The organism is Cellulomonas jepli, assembly GCF_047229345.1.
Taxonomy (GTDB): domain Bacteria; phylum Actinomycetota; class Actinomycetes; order Actinomycetales; family Cellulomonadaceae; genus Cellulomonas_A.
Genome location: NZ_JBFTER010000019.1, coordinates 36,714 through 60,955 on the forward strand (window position 1 = coordinate 36,714; position 24,242 = coordinate 60,955).

General features: G+C 75.3%; 22 protein-coding genes and 3 tRNA genes. 15 read left to right on the plus strand and 10 right to left on the minus strand.

Going from position 1 to position 24,242, the window contains the following annotated elements; translation table 11 throughout:
• The first annotated feature begins 72 nt into the window (after positions 1–72).
• Positions 73–663 (plus strand): SigE family RNA polymerase sigma factor, encoded by a 591-nt coding sequence (locus tag AB6N24_RS06805; protein ID WP_412868668.1) that lies wholly within the window; start codon positions 73–75, stop codon positions 661–663.
• Positions 660–1,286, plus strand: a complete 627-nt coding sequence (locus AB6N24_RS06810; protein WP_412868669.1) for a hypothetical protein — start codon at positions 660–662, stop codon at positions 1,284–1,286. The genes AB6N24_RS06805 and AB6N24_RS06810 overlap by 4 nt, the downstream gene beginning before the upstream one ends.
• 46 nt (positions 1,287–1,332) lie before the next feature.
• On the opposite strand, the gene AB6N24_RS06815 is transcribed toward AB6N24_RS06810, so the two are convergent.
• The 3 genes from AB6N24_RS06815 to AB6N24_RS06825 all read right to left on the minus strand — a co-directional run bounded on the left by AB6N24_RS06815 (position 1,333) and on the right by AB6N24_RS06825 (position 4,494).
• Entirely contained in the window at positions 1,333–2,184 is an 852-nt protein-coding gene (locus AB6N24_RS06815) for a DUF2599 domain-containing protein (RefSeq protein ID WP_412868670.1), read from the minus strand.
• A gap of 162 nt (positions 2,185–2,346) precedes the next feature.
• On the minus strand, positions 2,347–2,646 hold the full coding sequence (locus tag AB6N24_RS06820; protein ID WP_412868671.1) for a cellulose binding domain-containing protein: 300 nt from the start codon (positions 2,644–2,646) through the stop codon (positions 2,347–2,349).
• A gap of 744 nt (positions 2,647–3,390) precedes the next feature.
• Positions 3,391–4,494, minus strand: a complete 1,104-nt coding sequence (locus AB6N24_RS06825) for a right-handed parallel beta-helix repeat-containing protein (protein ID WP_412868672.1) — start codon at positions 4,492–4,494, stop codon at positions 3,391–3,393.
• A 243-nt stretch (positions 4,495–4,737) separates the two neighbouring features.
• Here AB6N24_RS06825 and purL point away from each other — a divergent pair, with 243 nt between their 5' ends.
• The 8 genes from purL to purM all read left to right on the plus strand — a co-directional run bounded on the left by purL (position 4,738) and on the right by purM (position 16,207).
• A complete protein-coding gene (purL, locus tag AB6N24_RS06830) occupies positions 4,738–7,134 on the plus strand; it encodes a phosphoribosylformylglycinamidine synthase subunit PurL (protein WP_412868673.1) in 2,397 nt (798 codons plus the stop codon).
• 146 nt (positions 7,135–7,280) lie between these two features.
• Positions 7,281–8,420, plus strand: a complete 1,140-nt coding sequence (gene rsgA, locus AB6N24_RS06835; RefSeq protein WP_412868674.1) for a ribosome small subunit-dependent GTPase A — start codon at positions 7,281–7,283, stop codon at positions 8,418–8,420.
• Between the two features lie 290 nt (positions 8,421–8,710).
• The gene (locus AB6N24_RS06840; protein WP_412868675.1) at positions 8,711–10,213 is read left to right on the plus strand and encodes a cellulase family glycosylhydrolase; all 1,503 of its coding nucleotides are present in this window, start codon (positions 8,711–8,713) and stop codon (positions 10,211–10,213) included.
• Positions 10,214–10,583: 370 nt separating this feature from the next.
• The gene (locus AB6N24_RS06845; RefSeq protein ID WP_412868676.1) at positions 10,584–11,945 is read left to right on the plus strand and encodes a glycoside hydrolase family 6 protein; all 1,362 of its coding nucleotides are present in this window, start codon (positions 10,584–10,586) and stop codon (positions 11,943–11,945) included.
• A 503-nt stretch (positions 11,946–12,448) separates the two neighbouring features.
• On the plus strand, positions 12,449–12,826 hold the full coding sequence (locus AB6N24_RS06850; protein ID WP_412868677.1) for a sterol carrier family protein: 378 nt from the start codon (positions 12,449–12,451) through the stop codon (positions 12,824–12,826).
• A 97-nt stretch (positions 12,827–12,923) separates the two neighbouring features.
• Positions 12,924–13,460, plus strand: coding sequence for a histidine kinase (locus tag AB6N24_RS06855; RefSeq protein WP_412868678.1), 537 nt, complete (start codon positions 12,924–12,926; stop codon positions 13,458–13,460).
• Between the two features lie 54 nt (positions 13,461–13,514).
• On the plus strand, positions 13,515–15,062 hold the full coding sequence (gene purF / locus AB6N24_RS06860; protein ID WP_183298139.1) for an amidophosphoribosyltransferase: 1,548 nt from the start codon (positions 13,515–13,517) through the stop codon (positions 15,060–15,062).
• Positions 15,059–16,207 carry a phosphoribosylformylglycinamidine cyclo-ligase gene (gene purM / locus AB6N24_RS06865; protein ID WP_412868679.1) on the plus strand — a complete coding sequence of 383 codons (1,149 nt, stop codon included), beginning with the start codon at positions 15,059–15,061 and terminating at the stop codon, positions 16,205–16,207. The genes purF and purM overlap by 4 nt, the downstream gene beginning before the upstream one ends.
• A 356-nt stretch (positions 16,208–16,563) precedes the next feature.
• Here the strand turns inward: purM and AB6N24_RS06870 are convergent, their stop codons facing one another.
• On the minus strand, positions 16,564–16,767 hold the full coding sequence (locus AB6N24_RS06870) for a DUF3073 domain-containing protein (protein WP_034626664.1): 204 nt from the start codon (positions 16,765–16,767) through the stop codon (positions 16,564–16,566).
• Positions 16,768–17,202: 435 nt separating this feature from the next.
• On the opposite strand from AB6N24_RS06870, the gene AB6N24_RS06875 reads away from it, so the two are divergent.
• From AB6N24_RS06875 to AB6N24_RS06885, 3 genes are all read left to right on the plus strand, one after another.
• Entirely contained in the window at positions 17,203–17,412 is a 210-nt protein-coding gene (locus AB6N24_RS06875) for a BldC family transcriptional regulator (RefSeq protein ID WP_034626666.1), read from the plus strand.
• Positions 17,413–17,526: 114 nt separating this feature from the next.
• On the plus strand, positions 17,527–19,347 hold the full coding sequence (locus tag AB6N24_RS06880; RefSeq protein ID WP_412868680.1) for a DNA-3-methyladenine glycosylase 2 family protein: 1,821 nt from the start codon (positions 17,527–17,529) through the stop codon (positions 19,345–19,347).
• Positions 19,348–19,354: 7 nt separating this feature from the next.
• Positions 19,355–19,918 (plus strand): methylated-DNA--[protein]-cysteine S-methyltransferase, encoded by a 564-nt coding sequence (locus AB6N24_RS06885; protein WP_412868681.1) that lies wholly within the window; start codon positions 19,355–19,357, stop codon positions 19,916–19,918.
• A 165-nt stretch (positions 19,919–20,083) separates the two neighbouring features.
• Here AB6N24_RS06885 and AB6N24_RS06890 read toward each other — a convergent pair whose 3' ends face one another.
• The 6 genes from AB6N24_RS06890 to AB6N24_RS06915 all read right to left on the minus strand — a co-directional run bounded on the left by AB6N24_RS06890 (position 20,084) and on the right by AB6N24_RS06915 (position 22,426).
• The gene (locus AB6N24_RS06890; protein ID WP_412868682.1) at positions 20,084–20,350 is read right to left on the minus strand and encodes a DUF3618 domain-containing protein; all 267 of its coding nucleotides are present in this window, start codon (positions 20,348–20,350) and stop codon (positions 20,084–20,086) included.
• On the minus strand, positions 20,350–20,766 hold the full coding sequence (locus tag AB6N24_RS06895) for a phage holin family protein (protein ID WP_412868683.1): 417 nt from the start codon (positions 20,764–20,766) through the stop codon (positions 20,350–20,352). Before AB6N24_RS06895 ends, AB6N24_RS06890 begins: the two co-directional genes overlap by 1 nt.
• Positions 20,767–21,007: 241 nt before the next feature.
• On the minus strand, positions 21,008–21,853 hold the full coding sequence (locus AB6N24_RS06900) for an SMP-30/gluconolactonase/LRE family protein (RefSeq protein ID WP_412868684.1): 846 nt from the start codon (positions 21,851–21,853) through the stop codon (positions 21,008–21,010).
• 276 nt (positions 21,854–22,129) lie between these two features.
• Positions 22,130–22,202: transfer RNA gene (locus AB6N24_RS06905), tRNA-Phe, on the minus strand.
• A 41-nt stretch (positions 22,203–22,243) separates the two neighbouring features.
• A tRNA-Asp gene (locus AB6N24_RS06910) sits at positions 22,244–22,317 on the minus strand.
• A 36-nt stretch (positions 22,318–22,353) separates the two neighbouring features.
• Positions 22,354–22,426: transfer RNA gene (locus AB6N24_RS06915), tRNA-Glu, on the minus strand.
• Positions 22,427–22,619: 193 nt separating this feature from the next.
• Between AB6N24_RS06915 and AB6N24_RS06920 the strand changes: the two genes are divergently transcribed.
• Entirely contained in the window at positions 22,620–22,973 is a 354-nt protein-coding gene (locus AB6N24_RS06920) for a metallopeptidase family protein (protein ID WP_412868685.1), read from the plus strand.
• A gap of 42 nt (positions 22,974–23,015) precedes the next feature.
• Positions 23,016–24,047 carry an LLM class flavin-dependent oxidoreductase gene (locus AB6N24_RS06925; RefSeq protein WP_412868686.1) on the plus strand — a complete coding sequence of 344 codons (1,032 nt, stop codon included), beginning with the start codon at positions 23,016–23,018 and terminating at the stop codon, positions 24,045–24,047.
• Positions 24,048–24,242 lie beyond the last annotated feature (195 nt).

Genomic DNA, 24,242 nt, shown 5'->3' on the forward strand with positions numbered 1-24,242 from the left:
GCGTCGCGCGAGGATGCAACCGATCGCGGTCCCGGGTCCGTCTGAGGGGCATGAACGGATGGAGAGCACCCGATGACACCTGACGACGACTTCCGGGCCTGGGCCGCGCAGCACCGGCCGCTCCTGGTCCGCACCGCGACGCTGCTGACCGCGGGCGACCCCCACACCGCGGAGGACGTGGTGCAGACCGCGCTGACCCGCCTGTACCTCGCGTGGCCGCGCCTGCGCGGCGTGGACAACCGCACCGCGTACGCGCGCCGCGTCCTGGTCAACGCGTTCACCGACGAGATGCGGACGACGCGCCGGCAGCGGGAGGACCTCCGCCCGGAGCTCCCGGACCGTGCGACCGGCGACGGCGGCGCCGACGACGACGCCCGGCTCCTGTTCGCCGCGCTCGGCGAGCTGCCCGAGCGGATGCGGGCCGCGGTCGTGCTGCGCTACTTCCACGACCTGAGCGTCGCGGACACCGCCCGTGCCCTGCGGTGCACGCAGGGCACGGTCAAGAGCCAGACCGCCCGGGCGCTCGAGAAGCTCGCGCGCCGCCTCGGGCCCGTGCTGCGCGCCGACGACGGTGCGGCTCCGCGACCGGCCGGCCGGCCCCGGCCCGACACCCTCCCCACCCCTCTGGTCCGTACCCCCCACCCCGCCGGGAGCCTGCGATGAGCGACCTGACCACCCTGATGACCCGCGCGACGAGCACCCACGACGTGAGCCCCTCGGCCGCGACCCTGGACGACGACGTGAGCCGGGGCCGCCGCGCGCGCCGCCGCCGCACGCGCCTCGTCGGCTCCGGCGTCGTCGGTGCGTTCGCCGTGACGGCCGCGGTCGCCGCGTCGCTCACGTCGACGGCACCGTCCGCCGCCGCCACCGAGCTCGTCGCGTACACCGCCGAGCAGCCCGCCGGGTTCACCATCGCCGAGGTCCCCGAGGGCTGGCACGTGCTGTCGTCGGACCCCAGCAGCCTCGTGCTCGCGGACGGCGACGACCCCGGCGCCGACCCGAACAGCTTCGAGGGACGGATCGTCGCGAGCCTCGTCGGCCAGGAGTCCGTGCCGAGCGGCATCGACGCCGAGACGTTCGAGGTGGACGGCCGGGACGTGCTCGTCTACGAGCTGCTCGACGCGGACGGCGAGCCCGGCGGCACCCTCGGGGTCTTCGCGCCCGAGGGCGACGGGGACTACCTCTCGGTGCAGCTGCCGCCCGAGCTGCACTGGACGGCCGACGTCGCGGCACGGTTCGTCGAGGGGCTCGACGTCACGGCGAGCGCGCAGCACTCGCGCGGCTGACGGGGAGCGGGTGGCGGAGGGGTCGACGCTCCGCCACCCGGCCGCGTCACTCGGGGTTGCAGCGCGCCGCGAGGGTCGCGAGCGAGCCGGCGTCCGGGCGCCACGGCTCGAGGTTCCACGTGTCCTTGTCCGGTGCGCCGACGGCGTGGCAGAGGAACTGGTCGCGCATCCCGGTGGTGTCGGCCTCGGGCTCCTGCGCGACGACGGCCGCCCAGGTGCCGTCCTGCGCGGCGAGCCCCCCGGCCCGCGCCCACGGCGTCGGGTCGACCGCGAGCGAGCGCCCGCCCTCGCGCTCGCCCCACGTCGCGCTCTCGATCACCGCGGTGCCGAACCACACGCGGACGGTGCCGGGCGCGTCGAACGCGGCGCCGGTGAGCCCGGGCGAGACCGTCACCGTGAGCAGGTCGGGCGCGGCGACCTCGTACGAGGCGCGCAGCCGGGCGTCGTCGTCGCTCGCCGCGGTGGCCGGGGCCAGCCCTCCCACGAACGTCCCGGCGGCGTCGCGCACCACGACCGAGCCGTCGCCGCGGGGGTCGAACGTCGTCCCCTCGGGGGCCGCGAGCGTCGCGACGAGCGCCGGCGGGGTCGTGCGGGCCCACACGGGCACGGTCGCGGCGACGGACCCGTCGGGCTGCGGCTCGACCGTGACCGTCGCCGTCTCGAGCTCCGCTCGCGCCGCGAGCGTGAGCGCGCCCGACGACACCGGGGTGCCGGTCGCGCGGACGTCGGCCGCTGTCGGCGGGGCGGGGGTCTCGACCGCCTGCGGGTCACGGCCGGGCTCGGTCCCGGTGCTCGGCGCCGAGGGCGACGGCCCGGGGCCGGCGGCAGGTCCGCACGCGGCGAGCAGCCCGGTCAGGACCAGCCCCGCGAGCGCGAGCCGGGGCGTCGTCCGGTGCATGCCCGAACGGTATCCCGCGTCGCTGCCGGGACGGTGCGGTGCCGCGCGGCATCACCCGGGGGACGGGCGACCCGGGAGCAGGCGACCCGAGGGACGGGCGACCCGAGGGACGGGCACGCCGGGTGCCGGGCGACCCGGGAGACGGGCGATCCGGGGCCGGCGTCAGGCGGACGCGCACACCCGGTTGTTGAGCCGCACCTCCGCGGGCGGCCGCGGGGACCCGGTGGCCCGGAACCGCACGGTGACGCTGCCGCCGGGCTCGATGACCGCGTCGCGCGGCAGGTTCTCGACGTACACGCCCTGCTCGAGCTGGATCACCGCGGCGCCCCAAACCTGCGTCGCCTGCTCGCCGTTGACGAACGCCCACCCGAGCCGCCAGCCGTGGATCGGCTCGGTGGTGCCGTTCCGCACGGTCACGCGGCCGACGAACCCGCCCGGCAGGCGGTGCGTGCGGTACTCCACGGTGCACGCGGGCGCGGGTGCCGCGCCGGTCGTGAACCGGGTCGGTGCACGCGGGCGCGGGTGCCGCGCCGGTCGTGAACCGGGTCGCGGGTGAGCGCGGCGCCGAGTTCCCCGCCATGTCCTGCGCCGTCACGTGCACGGCGAGGTCCGTGAGCGGCGTCAGCCCCTCGAGACGCGCCCCCGGCGCGTACGTCCGCGCCAGGAACGCTCCGGTGAGCTCGTCGTGGAGCGTGTAGACGACCTCCCACTCGTCCTGCGACGCCGTCCAGCGCAGGTCGACCGTCGTGCCGTCGAGGCCGACGACCTCGGGGGCTCCGGGCGCCGTCGGTGGGGTCGTGTCGCCCTCCCAGGGCGTCGACGGCGTGGGGGACGGCCACGGGGTCGCGGAGGGCACGGGCGCCGACGCGCGGGAACGGTCGCCCGCGGCGAGAGCCGGCGCCGTGACTCCGACGGCGGCGAGCGCGGCCACGAGGAGGGCGGCGCCGAGCGCCGCGACGCGAGGCGCGGGCTGCTGCTGCACGGTGCCTCCGGGTGGGTCGCGCGGCTCGCCGCCGGACCGGGGACGGCCGGTGAGCCGCCACACCCGAGCGTGCCACCCGGCGCGCAGGTGGATCGAGCACGGCGACGGGGCGAATCGATTCGCCGGGCGCGCGGGCGCCGAGCCCGCCGCGGGGTGCGACGGGCTCGGCGGCGGGCGGGCCGAGCGGTGGGTGCGGGTCGCCGTGCTGCGCCCCGCAGTCGACCTCAGCCGCAGACCACCCCGGTGCACTGCGGCTCGCGGCCGTTGCGGGACGCGGTGTTGCCGCCGCCGTCGGCCACGTTGGGGGCGTGGATGCCCCAGCCGGTGCTGCGCTCGACGCGGTTGCCGGTGAGGACCCCCGGGCTCAGCACGTCGATCGCGTCGCCGTTGCGCAGGAACACGTTGTCCGTGAGCGTCACGAACGGCCAGACCCAGTCCGGGTTCTCCTCGGGCACCCCGGTCAGGGGGGAGCGGACCGCGACGTCGTTGCGCACGAACGTGTTGCCGATCGCCTCGACGGGCCCGAACGCGTCGATCACGACGCCGTTGTCGCGGAACTCGTTGTCGACGACGCGCGCCGTGACGGAAGGGTCGTGCGCGACGGGCAGCACCACGTCGTTGTGGGCGACGAACGAGCGCTCGAGCGTCGGGGCGCACCTGAAGGTGGAGCCGAACACCGCCGTGTTGCGGGTGATGCGCGACTCGCTGATGCTCAGCCACCCGTCCGAGCACTCCGCCACGACGTCGTTCCGCGTGAACGTCGCCCCGTGCACGTCGGCCCACTGGTCGAGCGCCACGCCGTTCCCGCGGAACACCGTCCCGCCGGTCACCTCGACGTACCCCTGGAACCCGCCCGCGAGGCCGAAGTCGTTGTCGACCACCCGTCCGCCGGTGACCAGCACCCGGCTCGTGAAGGAGGCGTCGAGCCCGAACCAGTTCTCGCGCAGGACGACGTCCTGCAGGCGCACCCGCGGTTCGGGGACCGTGACGTCCACCTCCGTGGTGGAGACCCCGGCGCTGAAGCCGCGGATCGTGCCGTTGCTGATCGTGTGGTTCTCCCAGCCGGGCAGCACGACCCCGTTGCTCTCGCGCGACCCGCGCAGCACGTGTCCGCGCAGGTCGAGGTCCACCCCGTCCCCGGCGAGGACGACCGCGATGTCGGTCGGGCAGGTGAGGTCGCGCGCGAGGTACGCGTCCGACGTGACGGTCTGCCCGCACGTCGTGACCGCCACCGGCCCGGGCGGGGCGGTGGGTGTGGGCGTCGGTGCGGCGTAACCCGTCACCGCCGTCGTGACGACGAATGCAGCAGCCAGCAAGGTGCGTGCCATGGAGGTCCCCCCGGATCCGGTGCGCGGGGGCGCCGTCGCCACCCGCTGATCGGACGCTAGCGAGCCCGGGGCAAACGGGACAGGGTGAAACATTCCGGGCACGCTCGTGCCGCTCACCCGCCGCTCACCCGCCGCCCACGGACGCCCGCACGTGCGCCCACCCGCCGCCGGTAGCCTGGACCACGTCTGCCGACGGACGCCCGCGGGCTCACGCCCGGGCCGGGCCACCAGCCGAGGGAATCGATGACCACCGCGCCCCAGCACGTCCAGCACCAGTCCGACACCGTGGACCACGCGGCCGCGACCCCGGACCAGGAGCAGCCGTTCGCCGAGCTCGGCCTCAAGCCCGACGAGTACCAGCGGATCCGCGACATCCTCGGGCGCCGCCCCACGGCCGCCGAGCTCGCGATGTACTCCGTGATGTGGTCCGAGCACTGCTCGTACAAGTCGAGCAAGAACCACCTGCGCCAGTTCGGCGAGAAGACGACCGACGAGATGAAGAAGCACCTCCTCGTCGGGATCGGCGAGAACGCGGGCGTCGTCGACATCGGCGACGGCTGGGCGGTCACGTTCAAGGTCGAGTCGCACAACCACCCGAGCTACGTCGAGCCCTACCAGGGTGCGGCGACCGGCGTCGGCGGCATCGTGCGCGACATCATCTCGATGGGCGCGCGGCCCGTCGCCGTCATGGACCAGCTGCGGTTCGGCGCGGTCGACCACCCGGACACCGCGCGCGTCGTGCACGGCGTCGTGTCCGGCGTCGGCGGCTACGGCAACTCGCTCGGCCTGCCGAACATCGGCGGCGAGCTCGTGTTCGACCCGTCCTACCAGGGCAACCCGCTGGTCAACGCCCTGTGCCTCGGCGTCCTGCGCCACGAGGACATCCACCTCGCGAACGCGTCGGGCGTCGGCAACAAGGTCGTGCTGTTCGGGGCCCGGACGGGCGGCGACGGCATCGGTGGCGCGTCGATCCTCGCGAGCGAGACGTTCGACGACGCGAAGCCCTCCAAGCGCCCGTCGGTGCAGGTCGGCGACCCGTTCATGGAGAAGGTGCTCATCGAGTGCTGCCTCGAGCTGTACGCGGCGCGCGTCGTGGAGGGCATCCAGGACCTCGGCGCGGCCGGCATCTCGTGCGCGACGAGCGAGCTCGCGAGCAACGGCGACGGCGGCATGCACGTCGACCTCGAGAACGTGCTGCTGCGCGACCCCTCCCTGACCGCCGGCGAGATCCTCATGTCGGAGTCGCAGGAGCGCATGATGGCGGTCGTCACGCCGGACAAGCTCGAGGCGTTCCTCGCGATCACGGCGAAGTGGGACGTCGAGACCGCGGTCATCGGCGAGGTCACCGGCACGGGCCGGCTCACGATCGACCACCACGGGCAGCGGATCGTCGACGTCGACCCGAAGACGGTCGCGCACGAGGGCCCGGTGTACGACCGCCCGTACGCGCGCCCGGCCTGGCAGGACGCCCTCAACGCCGACACCGTCTCGGGCCCCGAGGCCGCCGGGCGCGTGGCCCGCCCGAGCACGCCCGACGAGCTCCGCGCGACGGTGCTGCAGCTCCTCGCGTCGCCGAACCTCGCGTCGAAGGCGTGGGTCACCGACCAGTACGACCGCTTCGTGCAGGGCAACACCGCGCTCGCGCAGCCCGACGACGGCGGCGTGGTCCGGGTCGACGAGACCACCGGGCTCGGGGTCGCGCTCGCGACCGACGCGAACGGCCGCTACGCCAAGCTCGACCCGTACACCGGCGCGCAGCTCGCGCTCGCGGAGGCCTACCGCAACGTCGCCACGACCGGCGCGCGCCCGCTCGCGGTGACCGACTGCCTCAACTTCGGCAGCCCCGAGCACCCCGACTCGATGTGGCAGCTCGTGGAGGCCATCCGCGGCCTCGCGGACGCGTGCCAGGCGCTCGGCGTGCCCGTGACCGGCGGCAACGTCTCGCTCTACAACGGCACCGGCGAGCCCGGGCACATCGACTCCGCGATCCACCCGACCCCCGTCGTCGGTGTGCTCGGCGTGCTCGACGACGTGGCCAGCGCGACCGCGTCGGGGTGGACGCAGCCGGGGCAGGGCGTCTACCTGCTCGGCACGACCCGCGGCGAGCTCGACGGCTCCGCGTGGGACGACGTCGCGCACGCCCACCTCGGCGGCCTGCCCCCGGCGGTCGACCTCGAGGCCGAGCGCCGGCTCGCCGAGGTCCTGATCCGGGCGAGCCGCGACAACCTGGTCGACGCCGCGCACGACCTCTCCGAGGGCGGGCTCGCCCAGGCGCTCGTCGAGTCGAGCCTCCGGTTCGACGTCGGGGTCCAGGTCGACCTCGAGCCGCTGTGCCGGCGCGACGGGGTGACGCCCTTCGAGGCGCTGTTCTCCGAGTCGACGGCCCGCGCGATCGTCGCGGTCCCGCGCAGCGAGGAGGTCCGGTTCACGGACCTGTGCACCGCGCGCGGCGTCCCGGTCCTGCGCCTCGGCGTGACCGACGACGCGTGCGCCCCCGGTGCGGGGGTCGCGACGGGCGGCGCCGACGCGGTCGCCGAGCACGAGCACACGCCGTCGGTCGAGGTCGCGGGGCTGTTCACGCTTCCGCTCGCCGAGGCGCGCGCCGCGCACGAGGGGACGCTGCCGCGGTACTTCGCGTGACCGGTGGGTGAGCGCGGGCCCGGGCTGCTGCCCGGGTGGACCTGAGCCGACGCGGCCCGGACCCACGTGTGCACCGGCGCCCGGTCGCCTTGACGGTCGCGTAAATCCGTGGCCCACCGCACCGGGCCGGTCCTAGCGTCGCCCGCATGAGCGAGCAGCAGGACGGCCCGGTGGTCCGGGTGGTGCGTGTCGACCGGCACGCGGTCCTGGTGCTGCCCACGGACGCCGCGGGCACGGTCGAGCCGGTGCAGGGGGACGGCGCGGCCGCGCACGACGGCGGCCGGCACGCGCCCGGTGCGCCCCGGGCTTCCGACGACGGACGGGGCGCCCGCGTCCCGGTCGTCCCGCAGCGCGTCGAGCTCGACCGCGACGGCCTCGTCCCGACCGACGACGGCGTGCGCCTCGCCCCGACGGTCGGGGACGTCCTCGTGCTCGACGAGCGCCCCGGCGCCCCCGCCCGCGTGACCCGCCTCGTGCCCCGTCGCACCGCGCTCGTCCGCGACTCGGCGGACCGCACCTCGCTGACCCAGGCCCTCGCCGCGAACGTCGACGTGGTCGTCGTCGCCGAGCACCTCGACCCCGAGCCGGACCTCGGTCGCGTCGAGCGCCTCCTGACGCTCGCGTGGCGCTCGGGCGCGCAGCCCGTCGTCGTGCTCACCAAGGCGGACCTCGCGGCGGACGCCGACGCCATCGCCGCCGAGGTCGCGGACGTGGCCATCGGGGTCGAGGTGCACGTCGTCAGCGCGACCGGCGGCACCGGCCTCGAGCCGCTGCGCGCGCTCCTGACGCCGGGCGCGACGATCGTGGTCGTCGGACCCTCCGGCGCGGGGAAGTCGACGCTCGTCAACGCGCTCGCCGGGCGCGAGGTCATGGCGACCGGGGAGCGCCGCGCCGACGGCCGGGGCCGGCACACGACCGTTCACCGCGAGCTCGTCCCGCTCGGCGGCGGGGCGATGCTCATCGACACCCCGGGCGTGCGCGGCGTGGGTCTGGTCGCGGACGCCGACGCGCTCAGCACGACCTTCCCCGACGTCGAGGAGCTCGCCGCGCGGTGCCGGTTCCGCGACTGCGCGCACGCGAGCGAGCCCGGGTGCGCGGTGCGGGACGCGCTCGACTCCGGGGAGCTGCCGCAGCGGCGGTTCGCGAGCTGGCAGCGCCTGGCGCGCGAGGCGGCGTTCCAGGCGCGGCGGGCGGACGCGCGCCTGGCCGCGGAGGCGAAGGCGCAGCACAAGCGGGCGACGGCCGACCACCACCGCCACCAGCGGGCGACCGCGCCGCGCCGCTGAGCACCGCGGACCGGTCCGGGCCAGGGTCCCTCGGGCGCGGCCGCGGGCCCGTCGCACGGGTCCCCGCGACGCCCCATGGCCACGGCGGACGGCCAGGCGCGCGGCACCGCGGCCGAGTGATGAAACGTTTCTCATGCCGTATCGCGTGCACGCACGCACCCCCGCGAGGCACCCTGGAGAACCCGCTCGCGTGACCCCCGCGCGGGCCCGGGACCGCGCGCACCCCTCGTGCCGGCGGTCCGGGCCGGTGGTCGGGCGTCCGCACGCACGTGCTCACGACGAGGAGATGCATGTTCCAGCGCAGGAAGGCAGCCGCGTGGCTGTCCGCGACGGTCCTGGCAGTCACAGGGATCGGCGCGATCACCGCGACCACCGCCCAGGCGGCCGTCGGCTGCTCGGTCGAGTACAAGGTCACCAACCAGTGGGGCGGCGGCTTCGGCGCCGACGTCAAGGTCACGAACCTCGGCGACCCCGTGAGCTCCTGGGACGTCCAGTGGACGTTCGCCGGCGGGCAGCAGGTCGGTCAGCTGTGGAACGGCGTCGCGTCGCAGTCGGGCGCGGTGGTGACGGTCCGCAACACCACGTGGAACGGCTCGCTCGCCAAGGGCGGCAGCGCGAGCTTCGGCTTCAACGGCTCGTGGAGCGGCAGCAACCCGGTCCCGACGACGTTCCGCCTCAACGGCACCACGTGCACGGGCGGCACCACGACGACGCCGACCCCGACCCCCACGGCGACGTCCACCCCTCGTCCGACCTCGACCCCGACCGCGACGTCCACCCCGCGGCCCACCGCGACGCCCACGCCCACGGCCACCACGACGCCGCCGCCCGCCGGCGGGGGCCAGGGCCCGGTCGGCTCGCCCGCGCAGGTCAACGGCCAGCTCCACGTGTGCGGCGTGAACCTGTGCAACCGCTTCAACCAGCCGATCCAGCTGCGCGGGGTCAGCACGCACGGGATCCAGTGGTTCGCCTCGTGCTACACCGACGCCACGTGGGACGCGCTCGCGACCGACTGGAAGGCCGACGTCGCGCGCGTCGCGATGTACGTCCAGGAGCAGGGCTACGAGACGAACCCGTCGCTCTTCACCGACCGCGTGAACACCTACGTGGACGAGATCTCGCAGCGCGGCATGTACGCGATCATCGACTTCCACCTGCTCAACCCGGGTGACCCGAACTACAACCTGGACCGGGCGAAGACGTTCTTCGCGTCGGTCGCCAAGCGCAACGCCGCGAACCCGAACGTGATCTACGAGATCGCGAACGAGCCGAACGGCGTGAGCTGGGCCGGCATCAAGTCCTACGCCGAGCAGGTCATCCCGGTCATCCGCGCCGCCGACCCCGACGCCGTGATCCTCGTCGGGACGCGTGCGTGGTCCTCGCTGGGCGTGTCCGAGGGCTCGAACGAGTCCGAGGTCGTGAACAACCCGGTCAACGCGACGAACATCATGTACACGTTCCACTTCTACGCGGGCTCCCACCAGCAGAGCTACCGCGACGTGCTGTCGCGTGCGGCCGGCCGGATCCCGATGTTCGTGACCGAGTTCGGCACGCCGAGCGCCTCGGGCGACGGGCCGAACGACCTCGCCAGCACGGCGGCGTGGCTCGACCTGCTCGACAGCAAGAAGATCAGCTGGGTCGCGTGGAACTGGTCCGACAAGGGCGAGTCGAGCGGTCTGCTCAAGCCGGGCGCGTGCAGCGGCGGCTCGCAGTCGGGCGCCGGCGTGCTCAAGGAGGGCGGCGTGTTCCTGCGCGAGCGCACCCGCACGGCGGACGTCCTCCCGACCGCCTGATCTCGGGCGCCTGATCTCGGCGCCACCGGGCCGCACGAGCCCGGTGGCGCCGAGGTCTCCGGGCCGCGTCGCGGGGCGGTCGGGCCTGTCGGTGCACGGCGGCCCAGCAGTGCGACCCGTCCGACCGTGGTCACCCCAGCGGCGCCCGGCACCCCCGGGCGCCGGGGGCACGTCCGGTGCTCCGGCCTCCGCCCTGCACCGGTGCAGATGCACTTTGCCAAAACGATTCGCGAACCGCGGAATGCGCTTGCCGTCTGGCGTCGAAGGGCTTCGCTGGGCTTGTCTCGTCTCCTGACGAAGCGACCCCGCGCGGCTCCCGACACCGACGTCGACATCCCGCGGGCACACGCACCCTGACGATGGGAGAAGCATGTCTCAGCGCACGAAGGCAGCCGCGTTGCTGTCCGCGAGCCTGCTGGCGGTGACGGGGATCGGCGCGGTCACCGCGACGTCCGCGCAGGCCGCCGCCGGCTGCAAGGTCGACTACGCCGTGACGAACCAGTGGGGCGGCGGCTTCGGCGCCAACGTCACCGTGACCAACCTCGGCGACCCGGTGAGCTCGTGGAGCGTCGACTGGACGTTCCCCTCCGGCCAGTCGATCCAGCAGCTGTGGAACGGGGTCCCGAGCCAGAGCGGCTCCGCCGTGACCGTGAAGAACATGTCCTGGAACGGCAACCTCGGCTCGGGCGGCACCGCGAGCTTCGGCTTCAACGGGTCCTGGAGCGGCGCCAACACGGCCCCGACCGGGTTCCGGCTCAACGGCGTCGCCTGCACGGGCGCCCCGGTGAGCACGCCGACGCCCACGCCCACGCAGACCTCGACGCCGACGCCGACAGCCACGACGACGCCCACCCCGACGCCGACCGTCACCCCGACGACGACCCCGGTTCCGAGCGGCACGTTCTGGGTCAACCCCAACACCCAGGCCGCCACCGCGGCGGCTGCGGCCAGCGGGGACACCCGGCGCCTGCTCGAGAAGATCTCGACCAACGCCGCGGGCTCCTGGATCGGCAACTGGAACAGCGGCACGACCTCGCAGCAGGAGGTCCGCACCGTCACGCAGGCCGCCGCGGCGAAGGGCCAGACCGCGCTCCTCGTCATCTACGCGATCCCCGGTCGTGACTGCGGCAACCACTCGAGCGGCGGCGTCGCGACGAGCGAGTACGCCGGCTGGATCGACCAGGTCGCCGCCGGCATCGTCGGCAAGCCGTGGATCGTGCTCGAGCCCGACGCCCTCGCCCAGCTCGGCGACTGCGACGGCCAGGGCGACCGCGTCGGCTACCTCAAGTACGCCGCGCAGAAGCTCACGCAGGCCGGCGGCCGCGTCTACATCGACGCCGGTCACTCGGCCTGGCTCTCGCCGTCGGTCGCGGCGCAGCGCCTCAACCAGATCGGCTGGGAGTACGCGGTCGGCTTCGCGCTGAACACGTCGAACTACCGGACGACCGCCGAGTCGCGGTCCTACGGCCAGCAGATCTCGCAGCTGACGGGCGGCAAGACGTTCGTCATCGACACCTCGCGCAACGGCAACGGGCCGAACGGGTCCGAGTGGTGCAACCCGAGCGGTCGCGCTCTCGGCGAGAAGCCGGCGCTGGTCAACAGCGGTGGGCTCGACGCGACGCTCTGGGTCAAGCTGCCCGGCGAGAGCGACGGCGCGTGCAACGGCGGCCCCGCGGCCGGCCAGTGGTTCCAGTCGCAGGCCCTCGAGCTCGCGCGCAACGCCAAGTGGTGACGTCGGCGACCCACGCCGGCTGACCGACCGACGCCGGCCGGGCGGACCCCTCCGCGGGGACCGCCCGGCCGGCGTCGTGCTGCACGAGCGCCGGCCACCGCCCCGCATCCCGGGCCACGTCGCGCATGCCGGCCACGCCCCGGGCGCCGGCCCGAACCCGCACGCCGGGCCGCGTCCCGCATGCCGGCCACGTCCCGCGCGACGCCCACGTCCAGCGCGACGCCCACGTCCAGCGCGCCGCCCACGTCCAGCGCGCCGCCCACGTCCAGCGCGCCGAACGACGTCCCGCATGCCGGGCCGCGTCCCGCGCGACGCCCACGCCCCGCGCGCCGAACGACGCCCCGCATGCCCGGCCGCGTCCCGCGCGACGCCCACGCCCAGCGCGCGGAACGACGCCCCGCGCGACGGCCACACCTCCGTGCGCTGGTGAGCTCCCGCGTGGGCCGAGGCGGCGCCCGACGCCCGGGTCGTCGGCGTCCGGGGGCGTCCGGCAGGATCGGAGGATGCCTCCACGTCGCCGCACCGAGCCCGCCGACGGGCGTGCCGCTCTCGCCGTCTGGCGCGCCGACCCGTCGGCCGCCCCGGTCCCCGCCCGCCGCACCGCGGTCCGCTTCACGCTCGAGGAGCTCGCGGACGTCGCGCCCGGCCACGCGGTCGAGGTGCGCGTCCCGCCCGACGGCGCCGTCCAGGCGCTCGACGGCCCCCGGCACACGCGCGGCACCCCGCCGAACGTCGTCGAGACCGACCCCGCGACCTGGCTCGCGCTGGCGACCGGCGAGCTGACGTGGGACGACGCGCTCGCCGCGGGTCGCGTCCGGGCGTCCGGCGAGCGGGCCGACCTCTCGGGGTACCTGCCCCTGCACGCCGCTCGTGCGCGCTGACCGCGAGGCGGCCGCCCCGCTGCCTGACGCGTGCGCCGGCTGAGGTGCGGGCGGCGCTGCCGAGGGGCGGCCGCCCGACCGGCCCTACGCTGGTCCGATGCCCGACGAGTCGCACGAGCCGCCCCGGAACCACCCCGACGCGGCGCCCACCAGGCCGACGGACGCGGCGCCCACGACGCCCGCCGATGCGGTGACGACGACGCCCGCGGACGCGGCGCCGACCCCCGCGGACGCGGCGCCGACCCTGCCGGCGGAGGCAGCGCCCACCACCACGGGCCCAGCGCCGAGGCCCGCGTCGCCGACCGCGTCCTCGGACACCCCCACGGCGGCGACCGCCCCCGTGCCCGACGAGGCCGAGCTCGCGCGCGTCGCCGAGCCCGCGACCGTGCGTCGGGCCCCCAAGTTCGGGGCGTTCGTGACCGCGGGCGTGCTCCTGGGCGCCGTGCTGGGCTTCGTGGTCGCCCTGATCACCGGCTCCGCGGTCGAGGGCGACGGCGGCACCGGTCTCATCTCGTTCCTCGACGGGCAGGGCTCCGCGCGGCTGCTCGTCGCGCTCGCGGGCGCGACCCTCGGGGCGCTCGTCGCGGGGATCGCCGCGATCGTCGCCGACCGGCGGAGCCTGCGCGGGCGGTGACCGCGGTGCGGTCGTCGGTGCTGCCGTCGGGGCCCGTTGTGCGACCATGGTGACGTGGCCCTTCGCGGAGACGGACTTCTGAACCACGACCTCCTACCCCACGAGAAGGGACCCCAGGACGCGTGCGGCGTCATGGGGATCTGGGCTCCGGGTGAAGAGGTCGCCAAGCTCGCCTACTTCGGGCTGTACGCGCTGCAGCACCGCGGCCAGGAGTCGGCGGGCATCGCCACGTCCAACGGCGAGCAGCTGCTCGTCTACAAGGACATGGGCCTCGTCTCGCAGGTCTTCGACGAGACCGCGCTCAACGCGCTGCAGGGGCACATCGCCGTCGGGCACACGCGGTACTCGACCACGGGCGGCAGCACGTGGGAGAACGCGCAGCCGACGCTCGGTGCCACCGCGGGCGGGACGGTCGCCCTGGGGCACAACGGCAACCTGACGAACTCCGCCGAGCTCGTCGACCTCGTCGCCGAGCGCTACGGCTCGCAGCGCCGCGGGGAGCTCGCGCGCGGGAACACGACCGACACGGCGCTCATCACCGCGCTGCTCGCGGGCGACCCGGACCACACGCTCGAGGCCACGGCGCTCGAGGTGCTCCCGCGCCTCAAGGGCGCCTTCTGCCTCGTCTTCATGGACGAGCACACGCTGTACGCCGCGCGCGACCCGCAGGGCGTCCGCCCGCTCGTGCTCGGTCGGCTCGAGCGCGGCTGGGTCGTCGCGAGCGAGACCCCGGCGCTCGACATCGTCGGCGCCTCGTTCGTCCGGGAGATCGAGCCGGGCGAGCTCGTCGCGATCGACGCCGACGGGCTGCGCAGCACCCGCTTCGCGCAGGTCGACCGCGCGGGCTGCGCGTTCGAGTACGTGTACCTCGCGCGCCCCGACACGTCGATCGCGGGCCGCTCCGTGCACGCCGCGCGCGTCGCGATGGGCCGCCGGCTCGCGCAGGAGCACCCCGTCGAGGCCGACCTCGTGATCCCCGTCCCGGAGTCCGGCACCCCCGCAGCCGTCGGGTACGCCGCCGAGTCGGGCATCCGGTTCGGGCAGGGCCTGACGAAGAACGCCTACGTCGGCCGCACGTTCATCCAGCCGTCCCAGACGCTGCGCCAGCTCGGCATCCGCCTCAAGCTCAACCCGCTCAAGGACGTCATCCGCGGGCAGCGCCTCGTGGTGGTCGACGACTCGATCGTGCGCGGCAACACCCAGCGGGCGCTCGTGCGGATGCTGCGCGAGGCCGGCGCCGCCGAGGTGCACATCCGCATCAGCTCGCCGCCGGTGAAGTGGCCGTGCTTCTACGGGATCGACTTCGCGTCGCGCGCCGAGCTCATCGCGAACGGGCTCGCGGTCGAGGAGATCGGGGCCTCGCTCGGCGCCGACTCGCTCGGCTACATCTCCGCCGAGGGGATGATCGCGGCGACCGAGCAGCCCGCGACGCAGCTCTGCACCGCGTGCTTCAGCGGGAAGTACCCGATCGAGCTCCCGCCGTCGGACCGGCTCGGCAAGCACCTGCTCGAGCAGAACGAGCTGCCGCTGGGCGCCCCCGAGGACGGCCTCGCGACGCTCCTGCACGGTGCCGGCGGCGCGACCGCGCTGGACCACCCGTGACCGCCGCGGTCCCCGGCGCCGGCGGCGCCGCGCCCGCCGTCACGTACGCCGACGCCGGGGTCGACACGCACGCCGGCGACAAGGCCGTCGAGCTGATGAAGGACGCCGTGCGAGCGACGCACGGGCCGCAGGTGCTCGGCGGCGTCGGTGGGTTCGCCGGCCTCTACGACGCCTCGGCGCTGCTCCGCTTCCGGCGCCCGCTGCTCGCGACGTCGACCGACGGGGTCGGCACCAAGGTTGCGATCGCGCAGGCCCTCGACATCCACGACACCATCGGCTTCGACCTCGTCGGCATGGTCGTCGACGACATCGTCGTGGTCGGGGCGACGCCGCTGTTCATGACGGACTACATCGCGTGCGGCCGGGTCGTGCCCGAGCGGATCGCCGGGATCGTGCGCGGCATCGCGGCGGCGTGCGAGGTCGCCGGGACGGCGCTCGTCGGCGGTGAGACCGCGGAGCACCCCGGCCTGCTGGGACCCGACGAGTACGACGTCGCCGGGGCCGCCACGGGCCTGGTCGAGGCCGACGAGCTGCTCGGCCCCGAACGGGTGCGCACCGGCGACGTGCTGGTCGCGCTCGGCTCGTCCGGGCTGCACTCGAACGGGTACTCGCTCGTCCGGAAGGTCGTCGAGGTCGCCGGGTGGGGCCTCGAGCGCCACGTGCCCGAGCTGGGTCGCACGCTCGGCGAGGAGCTGCTCACCCCGACGCGCGTGTACGCGTCCGACTGCCTGGCGCTCGTCGAGCGGGCCGCCGGTGGCGTGCACGCGTTCAGCCACGTGACCGGGGGAGGCCTCGCGGCGAACGTCGCGCGCGTGCTGCCGGCCGGCGTCGTCGCGGACGTGGACCGTGCCGGGTGGACGCTGCCGCCGGTGTTCTCGCTCGTGCAGGGGCTCGGCAACGTCCCCTGGGGCGACCTCGAGAACACGCTCAACCTCGGCGTCGGCATGGTCGCGATCGTCGCCGCCGACGCGGTGGACGGGGTGCTCGCGCACGCCGGTGAGCTCGGGCTGCCCGCGTGGGTGCTCGGCTCGGTGCGCGAGCTCGACCCGGTGCGCGACGTCGCGGGCGACAGCGACCTCGTCACGGGGACCAAGGGCGTCCACGCGGGGGCCGTGCGGCTCTCGGGCGCGTACCGCGTCGGCTGACCCGGTACGCGCTGCGGCTCCTCACGCGCGGTTGCGCCGGCGGTGGCGTGCGCGCGGCTGCCTCCGGGCCCGGCGTGCGGGTGCGGTGCTGCCGCGGGCACCGCTGCACCGGTGTGCGGCGCTGCCGCTGGCGACCACCGGCTCGAGCCCGCACCGTCGACAGCGCGCGCCGCGCGGGGTCGACGTCGACCGGCCACGAGGGCAGCCGGAACCCGGCGCCCCCGATCCGGTGTCAGCCGGGGTTCGTCCCGACCGATCCGGCGTCAGCCGCGGCTGCTCCCGATCGATCCGGAGTCACCCGGCGAACGGCACGGCCGAGCGACCGCGATCACTCGCGGTCGGCCTCGGCGGGTGCTTCAGCGCTCGGTGAGCCAGGAGGGGAGGTCGTCCCCGTCCGGGTCGTCGTCGGTGTCCACAGCGCGGCGGCTGTCGGTCACGACATCGTTGCGGCCGTGCGACGTGAGCTCCTGCTCGAGAGCTCGGTAGTTCGTCTCCGGGCTGAAGTACTTCAGCTCCCGAGCGACCTTCGTCTGCTTAGCCTTCTGACGGCCGCGCCCCATGGCATCGACCCCCTCTTACGTGGATGCGGGGCGGCTACGTGCTGACACGTGCGGCCCCGGGGTGCTGAATCGTCTCTTCGTGGGGCAACGGTACATGCTCCGTCGGTATTCCGACCACTCGCGGCGAGCTCTCACCCGGGCGATCGCGTCACAGCGGGGCCGACGAACTCAAAGCTACCGTTTGGTCGGGATCGCCCCGATGTGTATCGTTGCAGAACCGTTCCAGAGTACGCCGCGAGTGGCCGGTGTGAGCAACTCGTGCTACGAAATGCGGCTTTGAGACGGGTACGTCATGCTAGGTGAAGCGGCGCGTGGGGGGCTGCCCCAGGTGTCGTGTGCGTGCCGGTCAGCAGTATTCGTACACCAGCACGGTCGGGGTGGGGGCGCCGTAGGTAGGGGCTGCTGCTTCGGCGGTGCTCGACCTGGAGGATGTCCATGTCCGCACACCCCGCAGAGTCCGAGGCGCTGCTCACTCCGTCCGAGGTCGCGAGCCTGTTCCGCGTCGACCCGAAGACCGTGACCCGCTGGGCCAAGGCCGGCAAGCTCACCTCGATCCGCACGCTCGGCGGTCACCGCCGCTACCGCGAGGCCGAGGTCCGTGAGCTCCTGGACGGCATCCCGCGCCAGCGCGCCACCACCGCCTGAGACGACGACCGCACCGCCCTCCCCTCGGGCGTGCCGCGTCCTGTCCCGACGCGCGTCACTGCCCCGTCCGATCTCCGCGCGTGAGCCTCACGGGTCCCGGGAGACACTCGAGACGTGCCCCTCACCGCGACCAGCCCGACCGGCCCTCACGGCGACGATGCCGCGGAGGCCCCGGTCGTGCCGTGGCTCGACCCCGATGCGGCCTACCGCGCGATCAGCGGCCGCGACCCCCGCTTCGACGGACGCCTCTACGTCGGCGTCGTGTCCACCGGGGTCTACTGCCGGCCCTCGTGCCCCGCGCGCACCCCCCGACCCGAGAACTGCCGCTTCTACCCGGCGGCCGCCGCCGCCGTGGCCGCGGGCTTCCGTGCGTGCCGGCGCTGCCGCCCCGACGCCCTGCCCGGCTCGCGCGAGTGGGACGTGCGCGGTGACCTCGCTGCCCGCGCGCTCCGGGCCATCGCCGACGGCGCCGTCGACGACGTCGGTGTCGACGGCCTCGCGGCGCGGCTGCACGTCAGCGTGCGGCACCTGCACCGGGTGCTCGTGGCCGAGGTCGGTGCGTCGCCGCTCCAGCTCGCGCGCACCCGGCGTGCCCAGCTCGCCCGGATGCTGCTCGACCAGACCGACCTGTCGATGGCCGACGTCGCGTTCGGCTCGGGCTTCGCGAGCGTGCGCCAGTTCAACGACGTCGTCCGCGAGCACTTCGGCGCACCGCCGAGCGAGCTCCGCCGGGCCCGACGCCGTGGGGCCCTCGCGCTGGATGACGCCGCCGCGACGGACCGGCTGCCCGTGACCGGCGCCCGCCTGAGCCTGCGGCTGCGGTTCACCCCGCCGTTCGACGTGGGCTCGTGGTTCCGCCACGTCGCGCACCGTGCCGTCCCCGGGCTCGAGCGGGCGGCGGGGGGACCGGGGCCAGCACCGCTCGGGTCCGGCACGGGCGCGGCGGAGGACGGGGTCCGGACGGTCGACGCCGCCGTCGCGCAGGCGGCGGGCCGCACCGGGGCCAGGGCGCACGCGGACGACGGCGGCGCGCACGCGACGGTGGAGACGGGTGGCCTTGCGGCAGCGGCGCCCGCCGAGCCTGCAACCGCCGCGATGTCGGTCACGCGGCTGCTGCGCGGCGCCGAGGGGCCGGTCCACGTGACCGTGGTGCTCGCGGCCGACGGGAGCGCGGTCCACGCGCACCTCGAGCTCACCTCGCTCGCCGACCTCGCACCGACCGTGACCCGGCTGCGGCGGTGGCTCGACCTCGACGCCGACCCCGGGCTGATCGCCGCCGCGCTCGGCGGTGACCCCCTGCTCGGGCCGCTCGTCGCCGCGCGGCCCGGTCTGCGCGTGCCCGGCACGACGGACCCGTTCGAGCTCGCGGTGCGGGCGGTGCTCGGGCAGCAGGTGTCGACCGCGGCCGCACGCACGATCGCGGGCCGGCTCGTCGCGGCGTACGGCGAGCCGGGTGCCGACGGCCTGAGCCTCTTCCCGTCGCCCGGCACGCTCGCGGCGGTCGGGACGCCCGCGCTGCGTGCGCTCGGGCTCAACGAAGGCCGCGCGTCGACCATCGGCGTCGTCGCGCGCGCGGTCGCGGACGGGCTGCGCCTCGACCCCGGCGTCGACCGTGAGCGCGTGCGCGCCGAGCTGCTCGCGCTGCCCGGGATCGGGCCGTGGACCGCGGACTACGTCGCGCTGCGCGCGCTCGGCGACCCCGACGTCTTCCCCGCCGGGGACCTGATCCTCCGGCGCGCCCTGGCCGAGCTGCCGGGCGGCGCGGGGGAGCCGGTCGACGTCCGTACGGCGGAGGCACGGGCTGCGGCGTGGAGCCCTTGGCGCGGCTATGCGGCGCAGCACCTCTGGTCGGCGTGGTCGCACCGGGTGGAGCTCGCCGCTGCCGAGCCGCGGCGTCCGAAAGCCGCCAGAAGGGTGCGCCGCGTGGCGCGATGATGGAGGCATGACGACGTTGCTCGCGGCCATCCTCGACACCCCCGCCGGTCCGCTCACCGTGGTGCTCGACGCCGAGGGGATCGTCCGGGTCTCCGGCTTCGGGCCCTTCGACGAGACCGTCGAGCGGCTGCCCGCGGACGTGCGCGCCGCCGGCGTCCAGCGCCTCGACCCCGACGCGCTCGAGGCGGTGGGACCCGGACCTGCTGCGGTCGTCGACGCCGTCCGTGCGTACGCCGCCGGGCACGTCGGAGCGCTCGACACCGTGCCCGTCGCCCAGCCCGGAGGGCCGTTCCAGCAGGAGCTCTGGCGCGCGATGCGGGCGATCCCGCCGGGGGCGACGGTCAGCTACACCGCGCTCGCCGCTGCCGCGGGACGGCCGGCGGCGGTCCGGGCGGCGGGCGGGGCGTGCGCGCGCAACCTCGTGGCACCGTTCGTGCCGTGCCACCGCATCGTGCGGTCGAGCGGGCAGATCGGCGGGTACTACTTCGGCCCGGGGCCCAAGCGTGCGCTGCTCGCGCACGAGGAGGCCGCACGGGGCGCGACGCTCGAGTCGGCCTCCGCGTCGGCCTGAGGGAACCGCGCGCGTCGGAGTCCGCACGTCGGCCCTGGGCGAGCGCCGGCGCGCGGACGAACGCGGTCCCGGAGCCCGGACGGCCGGCCGGTCGCTGCGCTCGAGCCTCGGACGCGGCTCGGCCGCCGGGCGCGCGCGGTCGCGCGACCCGACGGCCGGCAGGGACTACTTGCGGATCGCGCCCGTGATGAGCAGCGCGAGCACCGCAGCTGCGCCGCCGACGATCGCCCGGGCCTTGTTCCGGTTGGCCGGGTCGGCCGCGGGGTCCGTGCCGAGCGCGTCGCGCCACAGGCGCTTGCCGGCGTCGACGGCGTTGTTCGCCTGGTAGCGGGGGTCGAGCCGCGTCGAGAGCTCGTCGACCGTCGCGGCGAGCTCGGCGCGGGTCGCGGCCAGCTGGGCCTCCATCGCGGTGAGCTTCGGGTCGGTGGTCATCAGTGGAGGCCCTCCTTGACGGCGTCGACGTCGAGCTTCACGTTCTCCACGGCCCGCTCGGGGGTCGGGGGAGCACCGGCCTGGAGGCGCTTGATCCCGACGAGCGCGAGCACGGCCGTGACGATCAGCAGGACGACACCCACGAGCAGCGCGGCGAGCCACAGGGCCATCTGACCGTTGAGCGCGATGATCGCCGTCGCGAGCAGCACCGCGAACGTGAAGAAGCCGAAGAACGCTGCACCCGCGAGCAGCCCGATCCCGATGCCGGCCTTCTTCGCCTGACCCGCGATCTCAGCCTTCGCGAGCTCGATCTCGGCACGCACGAGCTTCGAGCTCTGCTCACTGAGCCGCCCGATCAGCTGCCCGATCGACTGCTGGTCGGTCGGCGATCTTGTCTCGTGTGACGCGGTCACCATCTCTTCACCCTCCGTCCGGCGGTCCGTGCAGACCTCAGGACCCCCAGTGTGGCCTCACCTGCGGCGTTGTGCGCGTCAACCTGCCCGGTCGGGCGGTGCATCGGTGCTGGTCGCGGCGTGTCGGGGCGGCGCGTCGACCCGTCGCGGGTCGCTGGGTGCCCGCGTGGGCCGTGGGTCCGGGAGAGCCCCGACCGCGCGGCTCGACGGTGCGGGCGCCGACGGCCGACGAGCCGGCGGGCGGTCAGCCGCCGAAGGGCAGGACGGGGCGGCCGGGCACGTCGACCCGCACCCGGAACAGGGCGCCCGCCTCGGGCTCGGGGTCGTCGAGGTCCTCGCGCGACGTCGTGACGTACAGGTCGCGCAGGTCGGGGCCGCCGAGCGTGCACGCGGTCGTGAGCCGGACGGGCAGGCGGACCTCCGTCAGCACCTCCCCGGTCGGGGACACGCACCGGACGCGGCCGGCGCCGTTGAGCGCGACCCAGACGTTGCCCGCCGAGTCGACCGCCAGGCCGTCGGGGTGGCCGTCGTCGGGCGCGTGGAACGGGCGCCGGCCGGTGAGCTCGCCGTCGACCACGTCGAACACGTCCGTGCGACCCGTCGCGGTGTCGTCGTAGTAGGCGCGCATGCCGTCGGGGGAGAAGTCGAGGCCGTTCGAGACCGTCACGCGCGGCAGCACGGTGCGCGCGGTGCCGTCGGGGGCGATGCGGTAGAGCGTCGCGGCGCCCTCGGTCTTGTCGTAGGCCATCGAGCCGGCGTAGAGGTTCCCCGCGGGGTCGCAGCCGCCCTCGTTCATCCGGACGCCCGGGTCGGTCCACAAGGGCTCGAGGGGCGTCGGGAGCTCGTCCGGCCCGTCGGCGAGACCGATCCCGCGCTCGAGCCCGACGACGTAGCCGCCGCGGGTCCGCGGGCGCACGAACGCGGCGACGGTGCCGACGTGCAGGCGGTCGACGGACCCGTCGTCGCGCAGCGTGAGGACGTCGCCCGCGAGCATGTCGACCCAGCGCAGCCCGCCCCACGCCGCCGACCAGACCGGGCCCTCGCCGTGGTACGTGATCGCGTCGGTGACCTGCTCGGGGGTCGGGCTCATGGGTCCTCCGGGTTCGCGGGCGTTGCACCCCCCGGCTCACCCGGCCGGGCGGCGTGCGCCATCGCTGGACGGTCCTGTCGCGGTGGTCCGGCCGGGGAGCGGACGACGGCGAGGGGCTCGGAACGGGGCCCGGCTCGGCGAGGGCCCGGCTCGGCGAGGGCCCGGCTCGGCGTGGGCCGGCTCGGCGTGGGCCCGGAACGGCGGGAGCCCGGCACGACGCAGGAGGGCCCGGGACGACGAAGCCCCGCACCGGTGATCCGGGCGGGGCTCGTGCTGTGGCCACTGGCAGGGTCGAACTGCCGACCTTTCGATTTTCAGTCGAACGCTCTACCAACTGAGCTAAGTGGCCGAACCGACAACGCCCGGCCAGATGACCGGGCGTTGATCGAGCGACCCCGACGGGACTTGAACCCGCGACCTCCGCCGTGACAGGGCGGCGCGCTAACCAACTGCGCTACGGGGCCTCGTGGTGAGACAAGACCTTCATGCTGAACTGCTCGTACCCCCAACGGGATTCGAACCCGTGCTACCGCCGTGAAAGGGCGGGGTCCTGGGCCGCTAGACGATGGGGGCGACTCGCCCCGGACGTCGAGGCGTCTCTAGACCGGGATTGAGCATACGGGTTCCCGGGCGGAACTCCAAAGTCGATCCCGCCCGGGTCCGCTGCGGGCCGCTGACCTGCGGTTCTGCAGCCGCGCGCGGTGCTGCGGTGGCTCGCCGGCTCTCCGACGCCGCTCGCTCGTCGGTCCGGGGGAGGATGGTGCCCATGGTGGAGATGTCGCTCGAGGAGTTCGAGGACGCCGTCCGGGACGCGCTCGACGAGATCCCCGAGGAGCTCGCGGCGCAGATGGACAACGTCGTGGTGCTCGTCGAGGACGACCCGCCCGAGGACGACCCGGACCTCCTCGGCCTGTACGACGGCACGCCCCTGACGGAGCGCGGCGAGTTCTGGGCGACGGGCGCGCTGCCGGACCGCATCACGATCTTCCGGAACCCGACCCTCGCGCTGTGCGAGGACCGCGAGGAGGTCGTCGAGGAGGTGGCGGTCACGGTCGTCCACGAGATCGCGCACCACTTCGGCATCGACGACGAGACGCTGCACCGGCTCGGCTGGGGCTGAGGGCGCCCGTGCGCGTGGGCGGCCCTCGGTAGCCTGACCGGCATGGACGCGCTGCGCGAGGACACCGGGGCGGGCTCGCCCGAGGGCATGCGGATCGGGATCGTGCTGCTCCCGCAGGAGCGCTGGGCCGACCAGCGCGCGCGGTGGCAGCGCGCCGAGGAGTACGGGTTCGACCACGCGTGGACCTACGACCACCTCGCGTGGCGCTCGCTCGTCGACGAGCCGTGGTTCGCGACCGTCCCGCTGCTCGCTGCGGCGGCTGCGGTCACCGAGCGCATCGGGCTCGGGACGTGGGTCGCGTCGCCGAACTTCCGCCACCCCGTGCCGTTCGCCAAGGACGTGATGGGGCTCGACGACATCAGCGGCGGGCGGTTCGTGCTCGGGCTCGGCGCGGGCGGGGAGGGGTTCGACGCGTCGGTCCTGGGCCCGCCCCCGAGGCGCCCCGAGCGCACGCGGCGGTTCACGGAGTTCGTCGAGCTGCTCGACCGGCTGCTCACGCACCCCGTGACGGATCACGCCGGGGACTTCTACGTCGCGGACGCGGCCCGGATGATCCCCGGGACGCTCGCGCGGCCCCGCACACCGTTCGTCGTGGCGGCCAACGGCCCCCGGGCGATGGCGGTCGCCGCGCGGCACGGGCAGGGCTGGGCGACGTTCGGGCCGACGTTCGAGCCCGGCGAGCTCGACGGCGCGACGCCGGCGCAGGCGCAGGAGCGCTGGTGGGAGGGGCTCGCGGCGCTGACGGACGTGTTCGACGGCGTGCTCGCCGCCACGCCCCCGAGCGGCTCGACGGTCGGGGCCGGCGCCGGTGCCGGTGCCGGTGCCGGCGCGGCCGAGGGTGCGCCGCGGGACCCGCTGCGCCGGTACCTCAGCATCGACGGCGCGCCCGTGTTCGCCCTCGACTCCGTCGACGTGCTGGTCGAGGGCGTCGAGCGGGCGGCCGCGCTCGGCTACACCGACCTCGTCCTGCACTGGCCGCGCGCCGAGGGCGTGTACGCCGGGTCCGAGGCGGTGCTCGAGGAGGCCGCGTCCCGGCTCGCGGAGCTGCGCCGGGTCCCGGTCGTCGCCCGCTGAGGCCCGACCGCGCACGGCGGCCGGCCCGGCAGCGAGCACGGCCGGGCACCAGACTCTTATACACATAACCGAGCCCACGAGACCGTCACCTTGATCGCGTATGCCGTCTTCTGCTTGAAAAAGGGGGGGGGGGGGGGGGGGGGGGGGGGGGGGGGGGGGGGGGGGGGGGGGGGGGGGGGGGGGGGGGGGGGGGGG